Raw genomic sequence first — 20467 nt, 5'->3', positions numbered from 1 at the left:
GCCCGGCTTCTTTCCAACCGAGGCACCCTCCAACCGAGACACGGGGCGGTCCCATACCTGCCCAGTAGCGCACCCGCGTTGACCGGCGGCGACCGCCTGTCCTAGCATGAGGCTGCGGTGCAAGCCGCGTCCGGACCCGCGGAAAGGGCTGAGCCCACTTGCAGTCGCACGCTGACACTCGAACCTTTGTGCAGCCGAATTTGCGGGTCACTCGGCGCTTCATGCACGGAGGTTTCTATGAAGCGACTCCCGGACCGGCCGAATCTTGGCCATTTGAAAAAGCAGGCCAAGGAACTGCTCGCCCTCTATCGGAGTGGTGATCCTGCGGCCATCGCCCGTTTTCGCAACGCTCTTCCCGCTGCCGCCGCCAAGGACGATCATGCCATCGCGGCACTCGGTTTGCGCCTGCACGACGCCCAGTCGTGTGTTGCGCGCGAGTACGGCTTCGCGTCGTGGGCGGACCTCGCGGGTTTCGTCGCCGCGCGCAATGCGCAGGCCGACGATCCCGCCACTGCGAACCATAATCTTCTGCGCCTTATCTACGCGGGCGACATCGCGGGCGGCATGAACCGCGCCCAGCCTTCCGTGGCCGCGCGCATTTTGGAAGAGCGCCCGGATCTATTGGGCAACGACCCCTATCTCGCCTGCGGGGTCGGCGATGAAGCCGTATTGCGCCGGGAGACGGATCGCGATCCCGCATGGGTTGACCGCCCGGGTGGACCGCTCAGTCTTCCGCCGCTCGTCGCGGTGACGCAGTCGAGCCTGGTGAGGCTTCCGGCCTATCGCGATCGCCTGCACGCCTGCGCAAGGCTTTTGATCGAAGCGGGCGCCGATCCCAATCAAAGCGTTCAAAGCCGATGGGCGGCTTCGCCGGACGCACCGTCAGAGTCCTACCGTCTCTCTGCGCTTTATGGGGCAGCCGGACAGAACCACGATCCCGAGCTGACGAAGCTTCTGCTCAAGGCCGGTGCTGATCCGAACGACGGCGAGTCCCTTTACCACGCGCTGGAGAACCCGATCTGCACGCGGCTGCTGTTAGAAGCCGGCGCCCGCGTCACCGGCAGCAACGCCCTTTATCGGTCGCTCGATCTCGCTGACGCTGAGCCGTTGCGGCTTTTGCTGGCGCACGGCGGAGATCCTAACGAGCCGGCCAGTAGCGCGCCAACCAACGACTACGGCACACCGTTGCTGTGGGCGATCAGGCGGCGCCGGTCGCCAGCTCATGTTAATGCCTTGCTCGCCGCAGGCGCCGACCCTGCGGCAAGCACCCCCAAAGGCGTAAACGCCTACGTGCTGGCTTTGCAATATGGGCTTCCCGAGGTCGCGAATCTGCTGCGCAAGGCCGGCGGCGCAGGCACGACGCTTTCGCGTGAGGAGCAATTCATCGCGGCGTGCGCAGCCGGTGACGAGGCGGCGGCGCGGCGGATGCTGGCGGATCGCCCGGATCTCATCGGTGCGCTCTCGGAATTCCAGCTCGCCCTTTTGCCGGAGCTGGCAGCCGAGGGCTGTGGCGAAGCCGTGCGGCTGATGGTGATCTTGGGTTGGCCGATTGCCACCCGCGGCGGCGATTGGATGGCGTCGGCGCTGAACCACGCCGTGTTCCGCGGCGACGCTGGGCTCGTCCGCTTCCTCCTCGAACACGGCGCGAGCTGGAAGGAGACGCACGGCTTCGGCGACAACGTCTGCGGCTCGCTCTCCTGGGCCTCCTGCAACACGCCGGTCGAAGGTGGAGACTGGCCCGGCTGCGCCGAAGCCCTCGTCGCACATGGCCTGCCCCCGGCGCGCCCCGACCCGGAAGGCTCGGACGGCGTAATCGTGGACGGTGTCCGCCGCCGCTTCTCCGACGACGTCGCGGATGTGCTCCTGGCGGCGGCTCCGGCGGCCCACTCGGTCACATCCAAGTGACCATGATCGCTTCAGGCCCTACCAGCCTGAAGCGTGAAACATCGGTCACATTCAAGAAGCGAAGCGGAAAACTGTCGCAGTGCGCCGCCATCCTTTGGTCGCGTCCGTCGTCGCTCGCTGTCCGAGTTGCCCGAGAGGGCCGCGGCGAGTAGGTTCGGCCGCACAATGGACGACAAGGAAAAATCGGCGATGGCGGCGCACGCGGCGAATTCCGGCGACGAAAACGAGCTCGAAGGAGTGTCGGCGACCGTGTCCGACGCCGAGGACGGCAACTGGGTCGATCGCTTCGCTCCGGCGGCCTGGCGGCCTTACCTGCGTTTGGCGCGCGTGGACCGTCCGATTGGCACCTGGCTGCTGCTGTTTCCGTGCTGGTGGTCGCTGACGCTGGCCGAGGTTTCGATCGGCCACCCCTATCCGAACCCCTGGATGCTGACCCTGTTCGCCATCGGCGCCATCGTCATGCGTGGCGCCGGCTGCGCCTACAATGACTACGTCGACCGCGAGTACGACGCGCGCGTCGAGCGGACCGCGAGCCGCCCGATCCCGTCGGGACAGGTGTCGCCGGAGGCGGCGCTGATTTTTGCGGGTGCCCTGTCGCTGATCGGCTTCCTGGTTCTCATTCAGTTCAACTTCTTCACGATCGTCCTCGGCATCGCATCGCTGGCGCTGGTCGCCATTTATCCGTTCATGAAGCGCATCACTTACTGGCCGCAGGCCGTGCTTGGCCTCGCGTTCAACTGGGGCGCGCTGATGGGCTGGGCGGCGGTAAAGGGGTCGCTGGCGTTGCCCGCATTGCTGCTCTATGCCGGCGCGGTGCTGTGGACCATCGGCTACGACACGATCTATGCCCACCAGGACACCGATGACGACGCGACGCTCGGCCTCAAGTCGACGGCTTTGACCTTTGGCGAGGATACGCCGTTCTGGATCGGCAGCTTCTATGTCGGCGCGCTGCTGCTCTGGATCACGGCCGGCTTCCTTGCCGGCACGCATCTCGTGTTCTTTTTTGGGGTCGCGCTGGTGGGGCTGCAAATGGCCTGGCAGGTCTCGACGTTGGATACGTCCGATCCGAAGAACTGCCTGCGCAGGTTCCGCGCCAACCGGGACGTCGGCGCGGCGATCTTCCTGGCGCTCTTGACCGACACGCTGCTGTCGTGGTGGGCCGGCCTGAGCTGACATCCCCCATCTCCCCGCGAACGGGGAGATGACGAGAAGATCAGTCCTTGTCTTCTTCTTCGGCGGCCTCGTCCGTGCCCGACTTCAGCTCCTTGAGCTTGGCGAACACGCGAGCCTCTTCCTCGGCGGGAGTTTCCTCGCGCGCGGCGTCGGCTTCCTTCGGCTGCACGATCTCGGCAGTCGGGCGGAAGCCCTCATCGTCATCATCCTCGCTGCCGGCAGGTGCCGTGGTTTCTTCAGTCGGCAGCAGCGTGCCGGCCTTGATCGCTTCCTTCTGTGCCTCGCGCCGCTCGCGCTCCATGCGCCGCGCGGCCTTCTTCACCTCGTTGTCGAGATCGGTCTGCGAGCAAAGCCCGAGCGTGACCGGATCCTGAGGGACGAGATTCTGCGAGTTCCAGTGCGTGCGATCCTTGATCTGCGCGATGGTCGGCTTCGTGGTGCCGACGAGGCGCATGATCTGGCTCGTCTTGAGTTCGGGGTGATTGCGCAGGAGCCAGAGCACGGCGTTGGGCCGGTCGTGGCGGCGCGAAACCGGCGTGTAGCGGGGGCCGCGCTTCGAGGCGGCTGTTTCCGGCATCACGACCTTGGGCTCGGCGATGTGCAGCTGCCGGCCGGAATCCTTCTCGGCGGCTTCGATTTCGTCGCGCGTGAGCTGGTTCGAGGTGACCGGATCAAGGCCTTTGATACCCTGGGCCACGTCCCCGTCGGCGATGCCTTTGACTTCGAGCACATGCAACCCGCAGAACGTGGCAATCTGCTCGAACGAAAGCGAGGTATTCTCGACCAGCCACACGGCGGTGGCCTTCGGCATCAGGGGTTTACGGTCGCTCATAGCGGCTCTTCTCCGGGCTTTCGCGGCGACGGGCTGCGAAGGCCATTATAGGGGGTAGGAATTTGGGGATTGCGCCTTATAACGCTTTCCCGCCTCCGGCCGCAACACCTGCGTTCCGGTTTTTGTGGGTGCACGGCTTGTTATACGGCAAGTTGCACATAGGCGGGCCGCCCGCTAGACCATGATCGCTTCAGGCCCTACCAGCCTGAAGCGTGAATCATCGGTCTCTTCACCATAAGAGGCCGGCGCCGTCTTGAGGAGCGATAACCATGGCAACCGATAGCATCACCTACTTCGAGGACCTTGCCGTGGGCCAGGAGGCCTCGCTCTCTAACACCGTGACGGAAGCGGTCATCACCGCCTTCGCGGATGTCTCCGGAGACCGCAACCCCGTTCATCTCGACGAGGCCTATGCGGCTTCAACGATGTTCAAAGGGCGCATCGCCCACGGCATGCTGTCGGCGGCTTATATTTCCGCGGTGTTCGGCATGAAGCTTCCAGGCCCCGGCGCGATCTACCTGTCGCAGACGCTGGCCTTCAAGGCGCCCGTCAAGATCGGCGACACGGTCGTGACCACTGTGAAGCTCGTCGAGCTGCTGCCCGAAAAGAAGCGTGCCCGCTTCGAGACGGTCTGCGCGGTGAACGGCAAGCCGGTTCTCACCGGCGAAGCCGTCATGATGGTCCCAAGCCGCCCGGCCGCGTGAAGCTCGGCTTCGGCTGCACGCACGAGAAAAACCCCGATGCTGATCGTCAATGGTTTTGAAGCGGTACCGCCCGAGGCGAAGGGCGCCGTGCTGGCGCTCGGCAATTTCGACGGCGTGCACCGCGGCCACCAGTTTTTGATCGGCGCCGCGCAGAAAGAAGCAAAACGCATCGGGCGCCCGGCCGGCGTGTTGCTTTTCGAGCCTCATCCGCGCGAGTTCTTCAGCCCTGACGAGCTGCATTTCCATCTCACGCCGCGCGACGAGAAGCTCGCTGTGCTGGACGAGATAGGGCTCGATCTCGCCGTCGTGCTGCCTTTCGATGCGGCCCTTGCGGGGCTCGATGCAGGCCGCTTTATCGAGGAAATTCTAGTCGGCGCGCTCGCTGTTGCGCATGTCGTGGTCGGCTATCATTTTTTCTTCGGCAAGAACCGCACCGGCTCGGCCGAGACGTTGCGCGCGGCCGGCGCGGCGCATGGATTTGGCGTGACCGTGGTCGAGCCGGTAGCCGATCGCGGCGAGCCGTTTTCTTCGACGGCGATCCGCTTGCTGCTTGCGGAAGGCGATGTGCGCGGCGCGGCCAAGGCGCTGGGGCGCCAATGGCGCGTGCGGGGACCGGTCATCGGCGGCGCGCAGCGCGGAACCGACCTCGGCTTCCCGACCGCGAATGTGGCGATGCCGAAGGGAACCGCGCTGGGCCACGGCATCTTCGCGGTGCGCGTGAAGCTCGACGGCAAATCGCTCGAGGGCGCCGCCTACCTCGGCACCCGCCCCACTTTCGACGACGGAATGCCCGTGCTCGAGGTGTTCCTGTTCGACTTCGACGAGAAGATCTACGGACGCACCATCGAGGTCAGCTTCGTCGACAAGGTGCGCGGCGATCGCAAGTTTGCATCTGCCGAGGAGCTTGTGCGCCAGATGGAAGCCGATTGCGCCAAGGCCCGCGAGATCCTCGCGGCCGAGCCGAGATAGTCGGAAGATGCTCTAGAACGTTGTGATGCTGGGTGGGCCGCGCTCGCCCGGTTTGCGGCCGGCCTTGCCGAGCTTCATGACCTGACGCGTGCCGTCCGGCAACGCAAGCGTGACGTACTCGCATTTACGTTCGAGCGCGAGAATGGACTGAAGGATGCGCCGTCCGGCATCCGAGCCTTCGCTGATGAGATCGCCGTCCATCGGACCCGCGTGATAGGTGCACGCCTCCGACCCGCCGGCCATCTTCTTGTTGGGAACCGTTTCGCCATCGAGCGTCAGGGCCGCGGCTGCAATGCCCGCCACGATTATCCCGCCGGCGAGGAGTGCCTCGTATTTCATCGCGACCTCCATTCCTGAATTGCTGGTCGAATTTTAAGGAGCGATTCGTTTACGTTCCCTATCTATCGTGGAGGGCTGGCGCGAAGCCTGCCGGCTGATGCGCTCCTTGAATGCAGAAGCAGATGGATATGCAAGCCAAGGCGGCCCTGGTCTGCGCGGCGGTGTTGACCGCCATTTCGCCCATGCAACTCGCGGCCCAGGAGGGCCCGGGGCCAGCGGAGATGGTGCGTCCGCAGGAGAGAGGCGGGGACCGGTCGCGTCCCGGACGCCCCGACGATCGGCCTGGAAGGCCCGGCCGAAACGACGGGCCCTCGATTTTCATCGAGCCGAACATCGACCTTTCTCGCAAAGATCGCCCCGATGTCGACGCGCCCCAGTTCATCATGGCCGAGCTAGACGGCTGCGTTGCCCAGGGAGTCCGGCTGTTTATCGATTGTCTCCGGGCAAACCATAGCTCGGTGATGATCCGCCGCCTCGAGGCCTGCCTGCAATCGGAAACCATTCCGGACGACCCGCGCCGCGTGCTGCCCTGTTTACCACCCGCGCGTCCCCGTTAGTCGAGCGCGCGCGGCGACCGGACGCGCGACCAACGACAGCAACCCCTTGTTTAGGCGCCCCGGGGTCGCCATAACTCCTGCCCAGCAACGCCTACGCCTTTTCCGGACCCCCAGAGGCCCCACGCATGTCGACCCGCCAGGATGGGGCCAAAAGTCCGCCCGTGCGTTCCCGCGACGATCTTGTCGCCTGGATCGCGGCTGGCGAGAAGCCCAAGGATGCTTGGCGCATCGGCACCGAGCACGAAAAGTTCGTCTTCCAGACCGAGACGCTGACGCCTGTTCCATACGCGGGCCCGCGCGGTATCCGCGCACTGATGGAACACATGATCGCGCGCTATGATTGGGAGCCGATCACCGAGGGCGAGAACATCATCGCGCTCAAGCGGCCGGACGGGCAGCCCGGCGGTACCATCAGCCTCGAGCCAGGCGGCCAGTTCGAGCTGTCCGGCGCGCCGCTCGAGACCCTTCATGAAACCGCCGACGAGACGCAGCAGCATCTGAACGAGGTGCTCGACGTCGGTGAGGATCTCGGCATCGGATTTCTCGGCGTCGGCTTTTCGCCGAAATGGACGCTCGAAGAAACCCCGCACATGCCGAAGCAGCGCTATGCGGTGATGACGCGCTACATGCCGACGGTCGGCAAGCGCGGTCTCGACATGATGTATCGCACTGCGACCATCCAGGTGAATCTCGACTTCGGCAGCGAAGCCGACATGGTGAAGAAGCTGCGTGTGAGCCTCGCGCTGCAGCCGATCGCCACTGCGCTGTTCGCCTCCTCGCCTTTCACCGAAGGCCGCATCAACGGCATGAAGTCGTTGCGCAGCGAAGTCTGGCGCGAGACCGATCCGCGCCGCACCGGCATGCTGCCCTTCGTATTCGAGGACGGAATGGGCTACGAGCGTTATGTGGATTACGCGCTCGATGTGCCGATGTACTTCGTCTATCGCTCGGGCCGCTACATCGACGTCGCGGGAGCATCCTTCCGGGATTTCATGGAGGGGAGGCTCGCGGCCCTTCCTGGTGAACGCCCGACGCTGGATGATTGGTCGGATCACCTCACCACGCTCTTCCCTGAAGTGCGCCTGAAGCGCTTCCTCGAGATGCGCGGCGCCGACGGTGGACGTTGGCCTCGTATTTGTGCGCTGTCCGCGTTCTGGGTTGGCATTCTTTACGACGAGGTCGCGCTCGATGCTGCCTGGGATATGGTCAAGACCTGGACCGCCGCCGACCGGGATGAGTTGCGCGCGATCGTGCCGCGCTTGGCCCTGGACGCCAAGTTCAAGGACACCACCGTCCAGGAGCTGGCGCGCACGGCGCTGCGCATTTCCCACCTCGGCCTCAAAAATCGCCGCCAGATCAACGTCAAAAGCCAGGACGAGACGATTTATCTGGCCCCGCTTCAGCGGCTGGCGGCCGCGGGCCGCACCGTGGCCGACGAGCTGATCGACCGCTTCGAGGGCCCCTGGCAGGGCAACATCGACCACATCTTCGAGGAATTCGCGTTCTAGACCACGATCGCTTCGGACGCTATCAGTCCGAAGCGTGAATCGTCGGTCTCACTAAAAACCACCACGATCGCTTCGGACCCACGCGCTCCGATCGTCGCGGCCCCTATCGGCCGCGGCGTGAATCGGCAGCGCAGGAGAAACCTGAAGCGTGAATCGTCGGTCTCACTAAAAACCACCATGATCGCTTTGGGCCCACGCGCTCCGATCGTCGCGGCCCCTATTGGCCGCGGCGTGAATCGGCAGCGCAGGAAATGCCTGAAGCGTGAATCCTCGGTCTTGCCAAGACCTGGAGCGTGCGTGCCTGCGCTACTCCTAGTGCTTTCCGAACGCCATGTTGCAGCAACCTTAAATGGCGCGGAAGGCTTGACGGCCCGGTTCAGGTGACGTTCATCGTTGAGCGTGTAAACCACGTTTACGCATCATCCGCGCAACGGGGCGAACAAGGGCCACTATCGGGCAGGCCGCTCCTATTGAGCAGAGCAGGGCGTTGTGTCGAAAGCCAATCCAGCAGAGGGAGGGTCGAAAATGAACCGGACAATTCGTTACGCGACCGCAGCCTTGTGCTTCGGGTTCTCGGCCCTGATTCCGGCCGCAACCTTTGCCAACGATTGTGCACAGCGTTGCTATGCGCAGGAGAACTCCTGCCGCCGCGCCACCAAGGACAGCCCGAGCTGCGGCTCCGAGTTGACGCGCTGCCTGCAATCCTGCCGCGCGAAGCGCTGAGCCATTCTGCACCGGGCAACGGAAGCAGCGCGTCCGTGATTACGAATGCACCGGCGCGCTGGGCTTCTTATAAGCACTAAATCTTTCCCTCCGTTCGAGCCCCTCAATAATTTCTCCGAGGCGTTTGTACGCGTTTGAGCATGGTCGATCAGCGCGAGGCGGCATTGGGCCGGCCTATGCGTCCGACCGGGGATCGTCCTACGGAGGGATTGATGAAGACGTTCAAGAAGTCTGCGGCTTTGAGCGCCGCTTTGATCGGATTGCTTGCAGCCAGCTCGATGGCCGTTGCGCTGCCCAAGGGGCCGAGCGCACACACCGGTTCTGCCGCGTCCGAGGTGACGTTTGCCTCTCACGAGCGTGGCAAGAAGCAGGAGGCGAAGGCCGAGCATAAGCACAAGCACAAGAAGAAGGCGCACAAGGCCAAGAAGGTGAAGAAGGTCGAAAAGAAGTCTGACAAGAAGGCAGCAGAGAAAACTGCCAAGAAGGTCGACAAGAAAGCTGACGACAAGAAATAGCCGTCGGATGTCGCGGGGCGGGCACCAGGGCTGGGTCGCATCGCTTCGCTCGAACGGTTAGGGCCGCCCGCCTCGCAAGAGGCCGGCGGCCCGTTGGTTTTTTAGCGCGAGAAGCCGTTACGACGGGCGCGAATCCTTGATCGCCTGCGCGACCTTTGTCGCCTGCGAGACGCTACCGATCTGGCTTCCCGGAATATGCGAACGTCGGCGAGTGTTCGAAAGAGACTTCATCCCGTCGCTGGCTGTGCGTTCGACCGGATGATGGAGAAAATTGGCTTCGCGCTTGAGCTGGAACGCCTTGTGAGCAGCTTCCACGTTTCGGGCGGTGGCTTCGATCGCACGCACGCGCCGGACCTCGTTGTTGACGCGCTTCAGCGCTGCCGCGAACACCTGTTTCCGCTTGAGAGGTTGCTCGGAGGTGCCCGGAAAGCTCTTGCCGCGCGCCTCGGATTTTCCTCGGGTCTCCCGCCGCTTCTGACGCGTGAGCGTGCGTTCCTTGCCGCGCAGCGTGCGCAATCTGCTTTGCAGCTCCTGCAAGGCCTTGAGATCGCCGACACCATAGATTTCAGGGTGGTGGGTGTCTTTGACGAGGGCGAACTCCTCATGGCTGAGGACGCTTCGCTCCAGCTTGGCAGATGTGGCCATGTGGGCTCCTTTTACTGGCGCGCCACCCCTCGCGGCATATCGCTTACGCCCCCCACACCCACAGACTAAGACCCATTACCCCGCGCGCGCAACCCTGGCGCTTCCCGGAGGGGCACAAGCGCCGCGCGAAGAACCTACTTCATGCCGCCACTTGCCGCCGCATGGCGGCAAGCGTGATCCGCGCCCGTTCGATTTCTTCTGCAGACACCGCAAAGAATGCGTTTTGCCGTTTGCGGCGCTCGTCCAGCGTTTGAAACGGCAGAGCCAGGAAGTGTGTAGGCTCCGCAATACCTGCGTAAAAAGCCGAAGTGCCCAGGACCGTGAACCCGCACATCGCCTGATAGAAGGGCGAGACGTTGCGGTGCACGGCGATGACCGCGGCATCGACACCGGACGCCGTCGTGAGGATCAGCCCGGCACGCACCAGCGATGCGTAAAGCGTCGTCCTGAACGACCTGTTGGTGAGCGAAGGCTCGACCGCCATGCGCGAGAATTCGACGAGGCGATGATGGTTGGCCTCGCGCAGCGCGCCGACTTCGACCGGAAACTGCTCCTCGCACGGCATCGAACCCGCCCTGGTCGCGCTCCCGCCAAAGGCCAGCCGCAAGGAGCCGATGCAGTCACCGTTGTGAAAGGCACCGATCGCAACCGTCGTTTCCATTGCATCGTAGCGATCAAGAAATTCGTGGTCCGGGGTTTCGCCGATCCAGCCCGCACTCCGGAAGGCGCGATAGCGAAGCCGATAGAGCTCGGTCATGTCGGACGTCGAACCGTAGACTCGAAGCGATATCGGAAAATTCTTGGCGGCATTTCCCGCGTTGGAATCGAGAACGAGTGGCGGCTGGAACATGAGGCGTGAGGTCACAGAGACATTCCTTGTGCCCGGCCAATCTCGCCCGTAGCGAGGAGAGGTTATCGCGTGAGTGAGGATATCCCTCGGTATCGTGTCCGATGGTGTGTAACTATGGCTCCGCGTTTTCGTTCCCGGAATGAAGCGCGGGGCCATGGCACAGCCCCGCGTTCCCGACGAGGCGGAGCGCCTGCGTCCAGAAAATACACCCGTTTTTGGAACGCGCTCTAGCCGAGCCGCCGCCTGAATTCCTCGTAGCCGAACGTCCGGACCACCTCGTAGCGCCCGTCCTCGTGCAGGATGGCGAGATCCGGCAGCGGCGTACCGTTGAAGGTCGTGTTCTTAACGAACGAATACTGCATCATGTCGGTGAACACGACGCGCGAGCCGGGCACGAGCGGCTCGGCGAAAGAGTATTCGCCGATCACGTCGCCGGTCATGCAGGTCTTGCCGCCGAGCAGGTAGGAATGCGGGAGCGCGCCGGGCTCCTTCGCGCCGATCACCGTCGGCGTGTATGGCACCTCCAGCACGTCCGGCATGTGCGTCGAGGCGGAGGCATCGAGGATCGCGATGTCCTTCACGTTGTGATGCAGCCCAATCACCGTCGACACCAGATAGCCGGTATCGACGACAAGGCCGGCGCCAGGCTCGAGGTAAACTTCGATACCGAACTCGGCGCGGAAGGCACGCAGCGCCGCGATCAGCTTCGACACATCGTAGCCCGGCTTGTTCATGAAATGCCCGCCGCCGAAGTTCACGGCTTTGACGCGGCGGAGATAGGGCGCGAAGCCACGTGCCACATGCTCGATCAACCCGACCGATCCGTTGTCGAGAGATTCGCAAAGCGCATGGACGTGGAAGATGTCGATGTCATCCCACGGCAGCTGGTCGATCTCGTCCACGGTGGTGCCGAAGCGCGAGCACGGCGCGCAAGGGTCGTAGAGCGCCCCGCCGACGGTCGCATTGGAATAGCCGGGATTGATGCGAATGCCGACCTCACGCCCGGCCGCCTTCACGAGCGGAAGGCCGCGCGCAATCTGCTCGGGCGAATTGAAGTAGATGTGATCGGCGATCGCCGTCAGCCGCTCGACCTCGCCCGGTCCGTAGGCCGGCGCATAGACGTGCACCTCACGGCCGAACTCCTCGCGGCCCATGCGGGCTTCGTACTCGCCGGACGCGGTGGTGCCGTCCAGCACGTCGCGCATCAGCGGGAAGGCAGCCGGCATCGCCCACGCCTTGGTGGCGAGCAGGACTTTGACGCCGGCCTCGCGCTTGACGCGGGCAGCCGTCTCGAGGTTCCGCTTGAGGGCCGCCGCGTCGAGCACATAGGCGGGGGTGCGGATATCGCTGGGAATGTTGGGGAGCATGGCTGACCATCGCGCGAGGAAGGAACCGAGCGCGCTATATGGCATCGCTGGATGACGAGTTCTAGACCATGATCGCTTCGGATCCTCGCGCTCCGATCGCCGCGGCCCCTATCGGCCGAGGCGTGAATCGGTAGCGCAGACAAAGTCCGAAGCGTGAATCATCGGTCTCATCGAATGGTTAGCAGCGGCAAAACGGCTAATCTGGCTCGGTCTCGTCCGCCCAGCGATAAAAGAACGTGATGAAGAACAGCGCCGCGTAGATCGCAAGGAAGGCGACACAGCCGAGCGCCGCCGAAGCCTCGTAGAGCGACAGCCCGTAGAGGAAATCCGGCCGCTCGCTGCCGAAGCTCGGGATCTCGACGGATGTCTTGTCGAGCTTGCTCCAGGCCCGTTCGGTGCCGAGCAGCAGCGCATTGAGGCCGCCCGTCAGCACGCCCATGAAAGCGAGCCCGCACGAAAGCAGGAGGAACGCCAGCAAGCGGAGCACGACCGGCGCTTTTTTGAGAAACAGCCACAAGCCCACGATGTAGGCCGAGATCATCCCGAAGCTCACCGAGACGACGGACACGACGAGCGCAATGAGCTCATTGCGGATGGATAGAATTTCGCCCTCGGTCATGCGCCCCCCGCGCCGTGTGAGTTAGCCGGGGGGCAGCATAGGCAACGCGTCGAACAAATGAAATCCCCGGGCCTGGCTCCGGTCGCACCGGGTATGCGAGCCGGCGACCAGGGGCTCGAGCCTCAGTTGGGCTGAGGGTGGTCGCTGAAGAAGTCCAGGTCGTCCTGGATGTTCTGGGCAGCGATCCGCCAGTTGCCGGGTGCGTGCGTCGCCCCGTTGCGGCTTCCGTTCTGCGGCGGCGTGTAATTCTCGTCCTCGATCGCCGCCACAGCTTCGCCCTGATGCTGCAAGGCGGGGAAGGCGCACAGGCGCGTCGCGAGCAGCTGCAGTTCGTTCATGATCACCGAGCGGCGGGCCTCATGCTGCTGCGTGACGTGCCGGATCTCCGTCAACAGCTTCTCGTCGACGTGATTGAGCGCGGAGTTGAGCGCGCGGACGAGCGCCTGCTCCTCCTGGGCGTTCTCCGCCAGCCTGCGGTGCATTTCCGCGAGTTTCTGAGAAAGTTGAGCCATGGTTGGTCCCCCGTTGCTGGGCATTTTCCGGCGAAGCTGGCGCGGCCGCTTCTCTGCCCCCTTGCGGGCACGAACGGCCGGTGAATCAGGTTCACCTTTGAAAATGCGTGCGAGTATAAATTTGGGCCGCCCGATCTGGTTCCATGACCGTTCGAGGCGGTGCGGTTCAAATCACGAGGCAAACCATGTTGTGATTCTGTGATTCAAATGGGACGCACCGCGCCACATTCGCTCTGAATGGCTGATTTTTTAGTTGCGAATTTTATTCCAGATGCGAGCGAAAAATTCTGAATCGGTCGCGCGTCAATCGCACGTAGCAAACGCTGAGCGCTGGTTACTTCCCCGGCTTGCGCCAGCTCCCCGCGAGGTGATCCGCAACCGTCGCGATCACCCCGTCGTCGCGCATATACGCGTTGTGGTAGAGCGCATCGGACAGGCGTTTCCACATGACGTCGGGATTGGCAATGCCGCCTTCCGGTCCGTCGTTGGCAACGACGCTGTTGTAAAGGTTCTGCGCCGCGACGAACAACGCCGCATCGTCGATGCCGCCGAGGTCGAGCGCTTCGAGGCGCTCCTCTTTTGCCTTAACGAGGTAGGGCGGGAGCCGCGTAATGCCGACAAGTTTGAACGGTCCGTCTCCGCCGAAGGCCGCGCCCAGCACGCCGCCGTGAATGGCGTTCGTCAGCATCTTGGCATAGAGCCAAGCGCCGCCCGCCCGCGCGATCAGCCAGATCGCGAAGAACACCGCGCCGTAAACGATCGGAACGAGCAACAGGAAGGTCAAATCGGCAGCCGTGCCGAGCCCGAACTCGCCGGCCGAAATCTTCTCGACGATGGGATTGAGGAAGTGGCCGCCGAACCAGATGAACAGACCGGTCGTGGCCACGACGCCGGCAAGCGACGCGAACGCCGTGAGCGACCGCATCGCCGAGCTGGTCTTGACGTATTGCGGCGAGATCTGCGCGGCTGTCTCCAGAAGCTGCATCGCCTCGTCGCGCGGGCTGTGAACGACCAGCCATTGCGAAGGCGCGAGCGAGCGGGCGAACAAGCGGGTCGCAAATTGCCGCTGCAAAAGCCGGCGCGCCCCGCGGACGAGGCTCCAGAGCCCGAGTGCGGCGAGCCCTCCGAACAGCAGCACGCCTTCCACCTTCTTGTTGCTATCGGACGGGAGGATCTCGGCCAGATACCACAGCATGATCGGCGGAATGACGAGGCCGAGCACGAGCTGAAACAGCGCAATCAGCATCGGTACCGTCTTGAGACGCCGCGTGAAGAAGGGCGTGCCGAACGAAATGATCCCGCCGCGATGCGGCGAGCGCCCCGCCAGCGTCAGCCCTTCGACGGTGACGTTGCCGCCATGACTATGCGCGATCACGGCGTGCGGACGCCCGTCGCGATCGAGGCGGCGCAATGTCCGCGCGAGATCGGCGGCACCTTTGAGGCGGTCGAAGTCGGAGTTCTGGCCGGACCAGTGCAGCGGCAGGATTTCCGCCCGCGGCAGCCCGCGCGCCGCAAGGCTGTCGACCAGGTGCTGGGTGAACTTCGAGCCGCGTTGCCACCAGCGCGTGCCCTCGTCGTCGGCATGGGCGTCGTTGGTGCCGTGCACGGTCACGATGACAGGTGCCGCGTTCGCGTCCGTCCCCGCCGCCAAGTAGGCCTGCACGGTCTCTTGCATCAGAAGTGTCCCCCGCCGTTCGGTCGCGCTTTCTCGCGCGCCAAATTCTCCGTTATCTGAAGGGGAAAGCGGCTGGAAGGAAACAAAAAAATGGGCGGCCGAAGCCGCCCATCACATATTGCAGAAGCGAAGCGCGCGGATCAGGTCTTGACCGCGAACAGCTCGGCCTGGTCGGCCGGCGTGATGTCGAGGATGTGCCACGGCAGGCCCTGCTTGCCGAGCTCGTCGAGGAACGGCTTCGAGGGAAGCTGTTCCACGTTGAACACGCCGCGGCCAGCCCACGCGCCCTGGAACATCTGGATCGCACCGACGACCGGTGGCACGCCCGTCGTGTAGGAGACGGCCTGCGCCTTGGTTTCCTTGTAGCACTGGGCATGGTCGCAGACGTTATAGATCAGCACCGTCTTGCGCTTGCCGTCCTTGGTGCCGTCAATGATGCAGCCGATCGACGTGCGCCCGGTGTAGTTCTCGCCAAGCGACGACGGCGGCGGCAGCAGCTCCTTCAGGAATTCCATCGGGATCACCGGCGTGCCCTTGTACATCACCGGGTCGATGCGCGTCATGCCCACGCTCTGCAGCACGTCGAGGTGCTTGATGTAGTTGTCGGAGAACGTCATCCAGAAGCGGATCTGCTTCAGACCCTTGATGTTCTGGACGAGGCTTTCCTCCTCCTCGTGATAGATGAGGTAGCTCTTGCGCGGGCCGACTTCCGGATAGTCGATCATGCAGGAGATCGTCAGCGGATCGATGTCGATCCACTTGCCGTCCTTCCAGTATTTACCGCGCTGCGTCACCTCGCGGAGATTGATCTCCGGATTGAAGTTGGTGGCGAACGACTTGCCGTGGCTGCCGTCGTTGCAATCAATAATGTCGATGGTATCGATCGTGTCGAACAGGTGCTCCTGCGCATAGGCGCAGAAGATGTTCGAAACGCCGGGGTCGAACCCGCAGCCGAGCACAGCCATGATGCCCTTGTCGGCATACTTGTCCTGGTACTTCCATTGCCAGGAGTACTCGAACTTAGCGACGTCGCGCGGTTCGTAGTTCGCGGTGTCCATGTAGTGGACGCCGGTCTTGAGGCACGCGTCCATGATCGGCAGATCCTGGTAGGGAAGTGCCATGTTGATCAGGAGATCCGGCTTCACGCGCTCGATCAGCGCGACGACCTCGTCGACGTTGTCGGCATCGACCTGAGAAATCTCGATCGGCGTGACGCAGAGCTTGGCGACTTTCTCGCAGCTTTCGAGGCGCCGCGAGGCGAGGTGCACCTTCTTGAAGACGTCGCGGTTCATCGCGGCCTTCTGCGCCGTGACCGAACCTGCCGCACCGGCACCGATGATGAGAACGCTGTCCAAGGCGAAGCTCCCTTCCTGCATGAGAGACCAAACAAAGACAGCTCGCGTGCACCCGCACTTTGAGCAAGCGTGCGCAGATAGGGCAGAACCCCGCGGAATTCAACAGCTCAAAGGCCTTTCGTGACCTTTGGGGCGAAGTTTTTTTCTCCCGCGGGGCGCCTTGGAAGGAGAAAACGTCAAAAAAGCTTCATGCCGGGCGGCAGCGGAAGCCCGCCGGTCACTTCGCTCATCTTTTCCTGGAGGCGCGCTTCGACCTTTGATTTGGCGTCCGAAGACGCCGCGACGATCAGGTCCTCGACGATCTCGGCCTCTTCCGGCTTCAGAAGCGAGGGGTCGATCCGGACGCGCTTGAGGTCGCCTTTTCCGCTGAGCGTGACCGAGACGAGGCCACCGCCCGCCGCGCCTTCCACTTCTATGGCGGCAAGCTCCTCCTGCAGGCGCTGCATGCGGTCCTGCATGTCCTTGACCTGTTTCATCATACCCATCAGGTCTTTCATCGGATCTCCTTTTCGTTAGGCAATAGGCAGTTAGCACGCGGCATTAGGAGTGGCAGAGACGGCGACCCAACGCCACCCCTCGATTGCCGCATGCCGGGTGCCGAATGCCGGTTTTCGCTTCATCGCCGCAGCCAGTCGTCGCCGCACGCGTTGCAGAAGAGCTCGATGCACGACAGGAACTTCATGGCGTCGAGACCGCCGAGCATCTGCTCCAGCGGGATGTCCTGGTGAGACATGACGAGGTCCACGCATTCCTTGAGCCGCGGGCCGAGAATGGGGTGAGCCATATAGGCCCGCGCCTCGTCGAGCGAGGAGATGGCGTAGCGCTCGGACATCGCGCTGCTGCCGAGGCCCTTTTCCTGAGGGAAGATGAACCAGATCCAGTGCGTCGTCTTGCGCCCGGCGCGAAGCTGGTCGAGCACGGTTTCATAGACGAGCGATTGAGCTTCAACGAAGCGATGGAGATTTAAGGGATCGGTCACACGCCACTCCTTATTCTTCGCCGGAGATGGGGCGTGCCGACAAAAAAAGAAGGCCGAGCTTTCGCCCGGCCCGAAGTTGCTTGTCGCCGTGGGCGCTATTTCGGCGGCTCCGGCTTTTTCTTCTTTTCGATGATCTTGAAGTTGGTATCGACCGAGACCGTGTAGATCCCGTCCGCGCATTGAGCGCCCGAAACGTCGTAGCGGCCGTCTCCCGAATGGATTTCGCCGAGCTTGCAGCCGTCAGCCTCGAGCGACTTGGTGATCCCGTCGACGGTAGCTTTCGAGAATTTGCCCTCCGAGGCGGCGAGAGCCGGGCTGGCGGCCAGCAGAAGCGTGGCGGCCGTAAGTGCGTGTAGGCGCATTGCGTTCTCCCTGAACAGTTCGCCCGGTCGAAGCGCGGGCGAGTAGAGACGCTATAACATTGCTTTATATGCCCGGGGAGAGGAGCGCTTCCCGTATCCTAAAATCGGGAGGAATTCCCGGATGCGAGGCTGGCGCGCGGGACGCCTACCTTGTCTTGTCTGGTTTTCAAGAACGCATGATGCGTCTATCGAAAGCGCCGGCGCGAGCCGTCATTGAGCTACGCGAAACTTCGTAGGATCATTTCCTTAGACGGCGCGAATGGCGCAATTTGCTTTCGCTGAAAATTCAATTCGCCTGAAATTGAAGTTATCCGACGTGAAGGAGCGATAGGCTCGCGCGCGCGTTGATCTCGCAGGAACGCCGAAATGGCATCGGCGTCAAACCGGAGAGGAAACGCTCATGACAAGTTATCGCTTTCGCCTCGGCGCAGTGGCGCTCCTGGTGGCCCCTCTGTTCGCCATGAAAGCATTTGCTGCACCCGAAGCGCCTCAAGCCCGTGACGCGGGACCGGCGCACACCGATCCATCGCTGATCGTTTTTGATCAGCGAAATGCGGGCAAGGCGGTGAGCTTTAGCTACGTATATCTACCGTTCGATGGCTATGTCGCCGTGTATGGCAGTGATGCCGACGGCAAGGTGACCGGCGACGTACTGGGATACGTTCCGCTTGCGGCCGGCGATCATCGCAATGTCAGTGTCGATATCGGAAAAGAACTCAAAAGCGGAATGACACTCTGGGGATCTCTTTACCGGGACGTGGATGGCGACAAGAAACTGGACAAGGGTAAGGACACGGCATTCTGGCCGGATGGAAAGCCGCTCGAAAATCGCTTCAATGTCCTTTGAAGAAACAGGCCTGAAATGACGAACGGCCGCCCGAAAGTTTCCGGCGGCCGTTTGTTGAGGGCGTGACGCCTCGGCGCTGCCCTTCCTATGGTGCGGTCGTCATCCCGCCTTGCTGTCGTCGTCGCGATCGCGCGCGATGCGGCGTACGGGCGAGACCTCCGCATCCGGAAAGGCATTGAGCACGGCGGCGACTGCGGGGTGACGCTTCAAGGCCGCGATCTCCTGTGCCTCACGCTCGCGCCGCACCTGGCCGATCGGCGTTTCGCCGGGTGTTTTCGATAGGGCAACAATCCACCTGCGGCCGGTCCATTTGTTGAGCTTTTCGCGCAGGTCGTTGGCGACGTCCGGCGAAGCCGCCGGCAACAGATAGAGGTCGATGGTGCCGGCCACGCCGTCGAATTTGACGAGGCTCGTCTGCTCTTCCAGCATCACCTTGAGCTTGGCGTCGCGCCGGTCGCCGGCCAGCCCGACGACATCGGCAAACGTGTTGAGCGGCCGCAGCGAAGGGCCTTGTCCGGCCAGCGTCGCGGCAACCCCGTCGCCGTCGTCGCTGGCGCCGTCCTCGTCCATCATCGAGCCGTCGCTCGGGAACTCGAAGTCCCGGTCGTCCTCCGGCAGCAGATCCAGGTCGAAATCCGGGGAAGCGGGTTGCGCGCGGGATGCGCGCGCGGTGGCTGCGTCGCCGGTCGCTTCGGCTGTGGCGCCTGCACCCGCTCTTGTTCCCTCGGCGGGGGCCGCGCCGTTACGCCGGCGCTCGGGCGCGCCGCCGAGCGCACGAATGATCTCGTCGGGCGGGGGCAGGTCGGAGGTATGCGCGATCCGGATCAGCACCATTTCGGCTGCCGCCAACGGGTTCGGCGCTTTTCCGGCTTCATCGAGCCCTTTGAGCAGCATCTGCCAGAGGCGCGCGAGCAGCGGCATCGAGAGCTTGTCGCCGAGCGTGGCCGCTCGACGCTTTTCTTCGAGCGCGAGCGCTTCACCGGCCGCATCGGGGCCAACAGCCTTGACGCGCGCGGTGATGTGAACGGCTTCCGCGAGATCGGCAAGCACTTGCGCCGCTTCCGCGCCGTCCTTGTGCAACCCATCGAGCGCGCCGAGCGCGGACGCGATCTCTCCGGCCGCGAGCGTTTCGAGCAGATCGAAAATACGTCCGCGATCGGCAAGGCCCAGAAGCGCGCGGACGGCAGTCGCGGTAACGGTGCTGTCCCCGCCGGTCTCGGGGGCGAACGACGTCGAGATCGCCTGATCGAGGATCGAAAGCGCATCGCGCACCGAGCCTTCGGCCGCGCGCGAGATTAGCGTCAGCGCGTCGTCGTCGGCCGCCGCGCCTTCGTTGGCGACGATGTTCTTGAGGTGCTGAGCGAGGCGCGGAACGTCGACGCGCCTCAGGTCGAAGCGCTGGCAGCGCGACAGCACGGTGACGGGCACCTTGCGGATCTCCGTCGTCGCGAAAATGAACTTCACATGCCCCGGCGGCTCTTCGAGGGTCTTCAAAAGCGCGTTGAACGCGCCCTTGGAGAGCATGTGAACCTCGTCGATGATGAACACCTTGGTGCGCGCGGAGAGCGGCCGGTAGCGGGCGCTTTCGATGATCTCGCGGATGTTGTCGACGCCGGTGTTGGAGGCGGCGTCCATCTCGATCACGTCGGGATGGCGGCTTTCCATGATTTCGAGGCAGTGCCGCCCGAGCCCTGGCATGTCGATGGTCGGCACCGAGATCGTATCGGTTTCGTAGTTGAGGGCGCGCGCGAGGATGCGCGCCGTGGTGGTCTTGCCGACGCCGCGCACGCCGGTCAGCATGAAGCCGTGCGCGATGCGCCCAGACGCGAACGCGTTGCGCAGCGTCTGCACCATGGTTTCCTGGCCGATCAGGTCGTCGAACGTCTGCGGCCGGTATTTCCGTGCCAGCACGACATAGGGTTTCGCCGGTGCCGATCCCTCGGCCCCGCCCGCTGTCACGTCACTGTCAGATTTCTTCTTGGCCATTGAACCCGCAATCATTTCCAACGTCCGCCATGACTTCGGCCA

General features: G+C 63.5%; 22 protein-coding genes. 9 read left to right on the top strand and 13 right to left on the bottom strand.

The window, feature by feature from the left end:
- Positions 1–237: 237 nt before the first annotated feature.
- Positions 238–1905 carry a hypothetical protein gene (locus RCO24_RS04675; protein ID WP_308960234.1) on the top strand — a complete coding sequence of 556 codons (1668 nt, stop codon included), beginning with the start codon at positions 238–240 and terminating at the stop codon, positions 1903–1905.
- Positions 1906–2094: 189 nt separating this feature from the next.
- Positions 2095–3081: a 4-hydroxybenzoate octaprenyltransferase gene (gene ubiA, locus RCO24_RS04670; protein ID WP_374990928.1), complete on the top strand. Its 987-nt coding sequence runs from the start codon at positions 2095–2097 to the stop codon at positions 3079–3081.
- Positions 3082–3121: 40 nt separating this feature from the next.
- Here ubiA and RCO24_RS04665 read toward each other — a convergent pair whose 3' ends face one another.
- Positions 3122–3913, bottom strand: coding sequence for a cell cycle transcriptional regulator TrcR (locus RCO24_RS04665; protein ID WP_308960232.1), 792 nt, complete (start codon positions 3911–3913; stop codon positions 3122–3124).
- 269 nt (positions 3914–4182) lie between these two features.
- On the opposite strand from RCO24_RS04665, the gene RCO24_RS04660 reads away from it, so the two are divergent.
- Together RCO24_RS04660 and RCO24_RS04655 are read left to right on the top strand one after the other, a co-directional pair.
- Entirely contained in the window at positions 4183–4617 is a 435-nt protein-coding gene (locus RCO24_RS04660; RefSeq protein ID WP_308960231.1) for a MaoC family dehydratase, read from the top strand.
- Between the two features lie 36 nt (positions 4618–4653).
- On the top strand, positions 4654–5586 hold the full coding sequence (locus RCO24_RS04655) for a bifunctional riboflavin kinase/FAD synthetase (protein WP_308960230.1): 933 nt from the start codon (positions 4654–4656) through the stop codon (positions 5584–5586).
- 12 nt (positions 5587–5598) lie between these two features.
- Here the strand turns inward: RCO24_RS04655 and RCO24_RS04650 are convergent, their stop codons facing one another.
- A complete protein-coding gene (locus tag RCO24_RS04650) occupies positions 5599–5925 on the bottom strand; it encodes a hypothetical protein (RefSeq protein ID WP_308960229.1) in 327 nt (108 codons plus the stop codon).
- A 110-nt stretch (positions 5926–6035) separates the two neighbouring features.
- Between RCO24_RS04650 and RCO24_RS04645 the strand changes: the two genes are divergently transcribed.
- From RCO24_RS04645 to RCO24_RS04630, 4 genes are all read left to right on the top strand, one after another.
- Positions 6036–6482, top strand: coding sequence for a hypothetical protein (locus RCO24_RS04645; RefSeq protein WP_308960228.1), 447 nt, complete (start codon positions 6036–6038; stop codon positions 6480–6482).
- 125 nt (positions 6483–6607) lie between these two features.
- Entirely contained in the window at positions 6608–7990 is a 1383-nt protein-coding gene (locus tag RCO24_RS04640) for a glutamate--cysteine ligase (RefSeq protein WP_308960227.1), read from the top strand.
- A gap of 525 nt (positions 7991–8515) precedes the next feature.
- Positions 8516–8713, top strand: a complete 198-nt coding sequence (locus tag RCO24_RS04635) for a hypothetical protein (protein ID WP_308960226.1) — start codon at positions 8516–8518, stop codon at positions 8711–8713.
- Between the two features lie 212 nt (positions 8714–8925).
- A complete protein-coding gene (locus tag RCO24_RS04630) occupies positions 8926–9228 on the top strand; it encodes a hypothetical protein (RefSeq protein ID WP_308960225.1) in 303 nt (100 codons plus the stop codon).
- Positions 9229–9345: 117 nt separating this feature from the next.
- Here the strand turns inward: RCO24_RS04630 and RCO24_RS04625 are convergent, their stop codons facing one another.
- The 10 genes from RCO24_RS04625 to RCO24_RS04580 all read right to left on the bottom strand — a co-directional run bounded on the left by RCO24_RS04625 (position 9346) and on the right by RCO24_RS04580 (position 17592).
- Positions 9346–9873 (bottom strand): hypothetical protein, encoded by a 528-nt coding sequence (locus tag RCO24_RS04625; protein ID WP_308960224.1) that lies wholly within the window; start codon positions 9871–9873, stop codon positions 9346–9348.
- Positions 9874–10012: 139 nt separating this feature from the next.
- A complete protein-coding gene (locus RCO24_RS04620; RefSeq protein WP_308960223.1) occupies positions 10013–10738 on the bottom strand; it encodes a GNAT family N-acyltransferase in 726 nt (241 codons plus the stop codon).
- Positions 10739–10950: 212 nt separating this feature from the next.
- A complete protein-coding gene (gene nspC / locus RCO24_RS04615; RefSeq protein WP_308960222.1) occupies positions 10951–12090 on the bottom strand; it encodes a carboxynorspermidine decarboxylase in 1140 nt (379 codons plus the stop codon).
- A 196-nt stretch (positions 12091–12286) separates the two neighbouring features.
- Positions 12287–12709, bottom strand: a complete 423-nt coding sequence (locus tag RCO24_RS04610) for a hypothetical protein (RefSeq protein ID WP_308960221.1) — start codon at positions 12707–12709, stop codon at positions 12287–12289.
- 122 nt (positions 12710–12831) lie between these two features.
- Positions 12832–13221 (bottom strand): hypothetical protein, encoded by a 390-nt coding sequence (locus tag RCO24_RS04605; protein ID WP_308960220.1) that lies wholly within the window; start codon positions 13219–13221, stop codon positions 12832–12834.
- Between the two features lie 334 nt (positions 13222–13555).
- Positions 13556–14896, bottom strand: a complete 1341-nt coding sequence (locus tag RCO24_RS04600; protein WP_308960219.1) for a hypothetical protein — start codon at positions 14894–14896, stop codon at positions 13556–13558.
- 140 nt (positions 14897–15036) lie between these two features.
- A complete protein-coding gene (locus RCO24_RS04595; protein ID WP_308960218.1) occupies positions 15037–16251 on the bottom strand; it encodes a saccharopine dehydrogenase family protein in 1215 nt (404 codons plus the stop codon).
- Positions 16252–16427: 176 nt separating this feature from the next.
- The gene (locus RCO24_RS04590; protein WP_308960217.1) at positions 16428–16748 is read right to left on the bottom strand and encodes a YbaB/EbfC family nucleoid-associated protein; all 321 of its coding nucleotides are present in this window, start codon (positions 16746–16748) and stop codon (positions 16428–16430) included.
- A 119-nt stretch (positions 16749–16867) separates the two neighbouring features.
- On the bottom strand, positions 16868–17230 hold the full coding sequence (locus RCO24_RS04585) for a DUF1810 domain-containing protein (RefSeq protein ID WP_308960216.1): 363 nt from the start codon (positions 17228–17230) through the stop codon (positions 16868–16870).
- A 95-nt stretch (positions 17231–17325) separates the two neighbouring features.
- The gene (locus tag RCO24_RS04580) at positions 17326–17592 is read right to left on the bottom strand and encodes a PepSY domain-containing protein (RefSeq protein WP_308960215.1); all 267 of its coding nucleotides are present in this window, start codon (positions 17590–17592) and stop codon (positions 17326–17328) included.
- Positions 17593–18034: 442 nt separating this feature from the next.
- Here RCO24_RS04580 and RCO24_RS04575 point away from each other — a divergent pair, with 442 nt between their 5' ends.
- Positions 18035–18439: a hypothetical protein gene (locus tag RCO24_RS04575; RefSeq protein WP_308960214.1), complete on the top strand. Its 405-nt coding sequence runs from the start codon at positions 18035–18037 to the stop codon at positions 18437–18439.
- Positions 18440–18538: 99 nt separating this feature from the next.
- Here RCO24_RS04575 and RCO24_RS04570 read toward each other — a convergent pair whose 3' ends face one another.
- Positions 18539–20425: a DNA polymerase III subunit gamma/tau gene (locus tag RCO24_RS04570; RefSeq protein ID WP_308960213.1), complete on the bottom strand. Its 1887-nt coding sequence runs from the start codon at positions 20423–20425 to the stop codon at positions 18539–18541.
- Between the last annotated feature and the right edge of the window lie 42 nt (positions 20426–20467).

The sequence above is a fragment of the Hyphomicrobium sp. LHD-15 genome (assembly GCF_031157355.1).
Classification (GTDB): domain Bacteria; phylum Pseudomonadota; class Alphaproteobacteria; order Rhizobiales; family Hyphomicrobiaceae; genus Hyphomicrobium_C.
This window is presented reverse-complemented; position numbering and strand designations above follow the sequence as displayed.

Excerpts from the sequence above, each read along its gene's own strand:
- RCO24_RS04600 (WP_308960219.1), bottom strand. The coding sequence starts at position 14,896 with ATGCAAGAGACCGTGCAGGCCTACTTGGCGGCGGGGACGGACGCGAAC.
- RCO24_RS04675 (WP_308960234.1), top strand. The coding sequence starts at position 238 with ATGAAGCGACTCCCGGACCGGCCGAATCTTGGCCATTTGAAAAAGCAG.
- RCO24_RS04590 (WP_308960217.1), bottom strand. The coding sequence starts at position 16,748 with ATGAAAGACCTGATGGGTATGATGAAACAGGTCAAGGACATGCAGGAC.
- ubiA (WP_374990928.1), top strand. The coding sequence starts at position 2,095 with ATGGCGGCGCACGCGGCGAATTCCGGCGACGAAAACGAGCTCGAAGGA.
- RCO24_RS04640 (WP_308960227.1), top strand. The coding sequence starts at position 6,608 with ATGTCGACCCGCCAGGATGGGGCCAAAAGTCCGCCCGTGCGTTCCCGC.
- RCO24_RS04605 (WP_308960220.1), bottom strand. The coding sequence starts at position 13,221 with ATGGCTCAACTTTCTCAGAAACTCGCGGAAATGCACCGCAGGCTGGCG.
- RCO24_RS04570 (WP_308960213.1), bottom strand. The coding sequence starts at position 20,425 with ATGGCCAAGAAGAAATCTGACAGTGACGTGACAGCGGGCGGGGCCGAG.
- RCO24_RS04650 (WP_308960229.1), bottom strand. The coding sequence starts at position 5,925 with ATGAAATACGAGGCACTCCTCGCCGGCGGGATAATCGTGGCGGGCATT.
- nspC (WP_308960222.1), bottom strand. The coding sequence starts at position 12,090 with ATGCTCCCCAACATTCCCAGCGATATCCGCACCCCCGCCTATGTGCTC.
- RCO24_RS04645 (WP_308960228.1), top strand. The coding sequence starts at position 6,036 with ATGCAGAAGCAGATGGATATGCAAGCCAAGGCGGCCCTGGTCTGCGCG.
- RCO24_RS04630 (WP_308960225.1), top strand. The coding sequence starts at position 8,926 with ATGAAGACGTTCAAGAAGTCTGCGGCTTTGAGCGCCGCTTTGATCGGA.
- RCO24_RS04635 (WP_308960226.1), top strand. The coding sequence starts at position 8,516 with ATGAACCGGACAATTCGTTACGCGACCGCAGCCTTGTGCTTCGGGTTC.
- RCO24_RS04610 (WP_308960221.1), bottom strand. The coding sequence starts at position 12,709 with ATGACCGAGGGCGAAATTCTATCCATCCGCAATGAGCTCATTGCGCTC.
- RCO24_RS04625 (WP_308960224.1), bottom strand. The coding sequence starts at position 9,873 with ATGGCCACATCTGCCAAGCTGGAGCGAAGCGTCCTCAGCCATGAGGAG.
- RCO24_RS04660 (WP_308960231.1), top strand. The coding sequence starts at position 4,183 with ATGGCAACCGATAGCATCACCTACTTCGAGGACCTTGCCGTGGGCCAG.
- RCO24_RS04655 (WP_308960230.1), top strand. The coding sequence starts at position 4,654 with ATGCTGATCGTCAATGGTTTTGAAGCGGTACCGCCCGAGGCGAAGGGC.
- RCO24_RS04665 (WP_308960232.1), bottom strand. The coding sequence starts at position 3,913 with ATGAGCGACCGTAAACCCCTGATGCCGAAGGCCACCGCCGTGTGGCTG.
- RCO24_RS04580 (WP_308960215.1), bottom strand. The coding sequence starts at position 17,592 with ATGCGCCTACACGCACTTACGGCCGCCACGCTTCTGCTGGCCGCCAGC.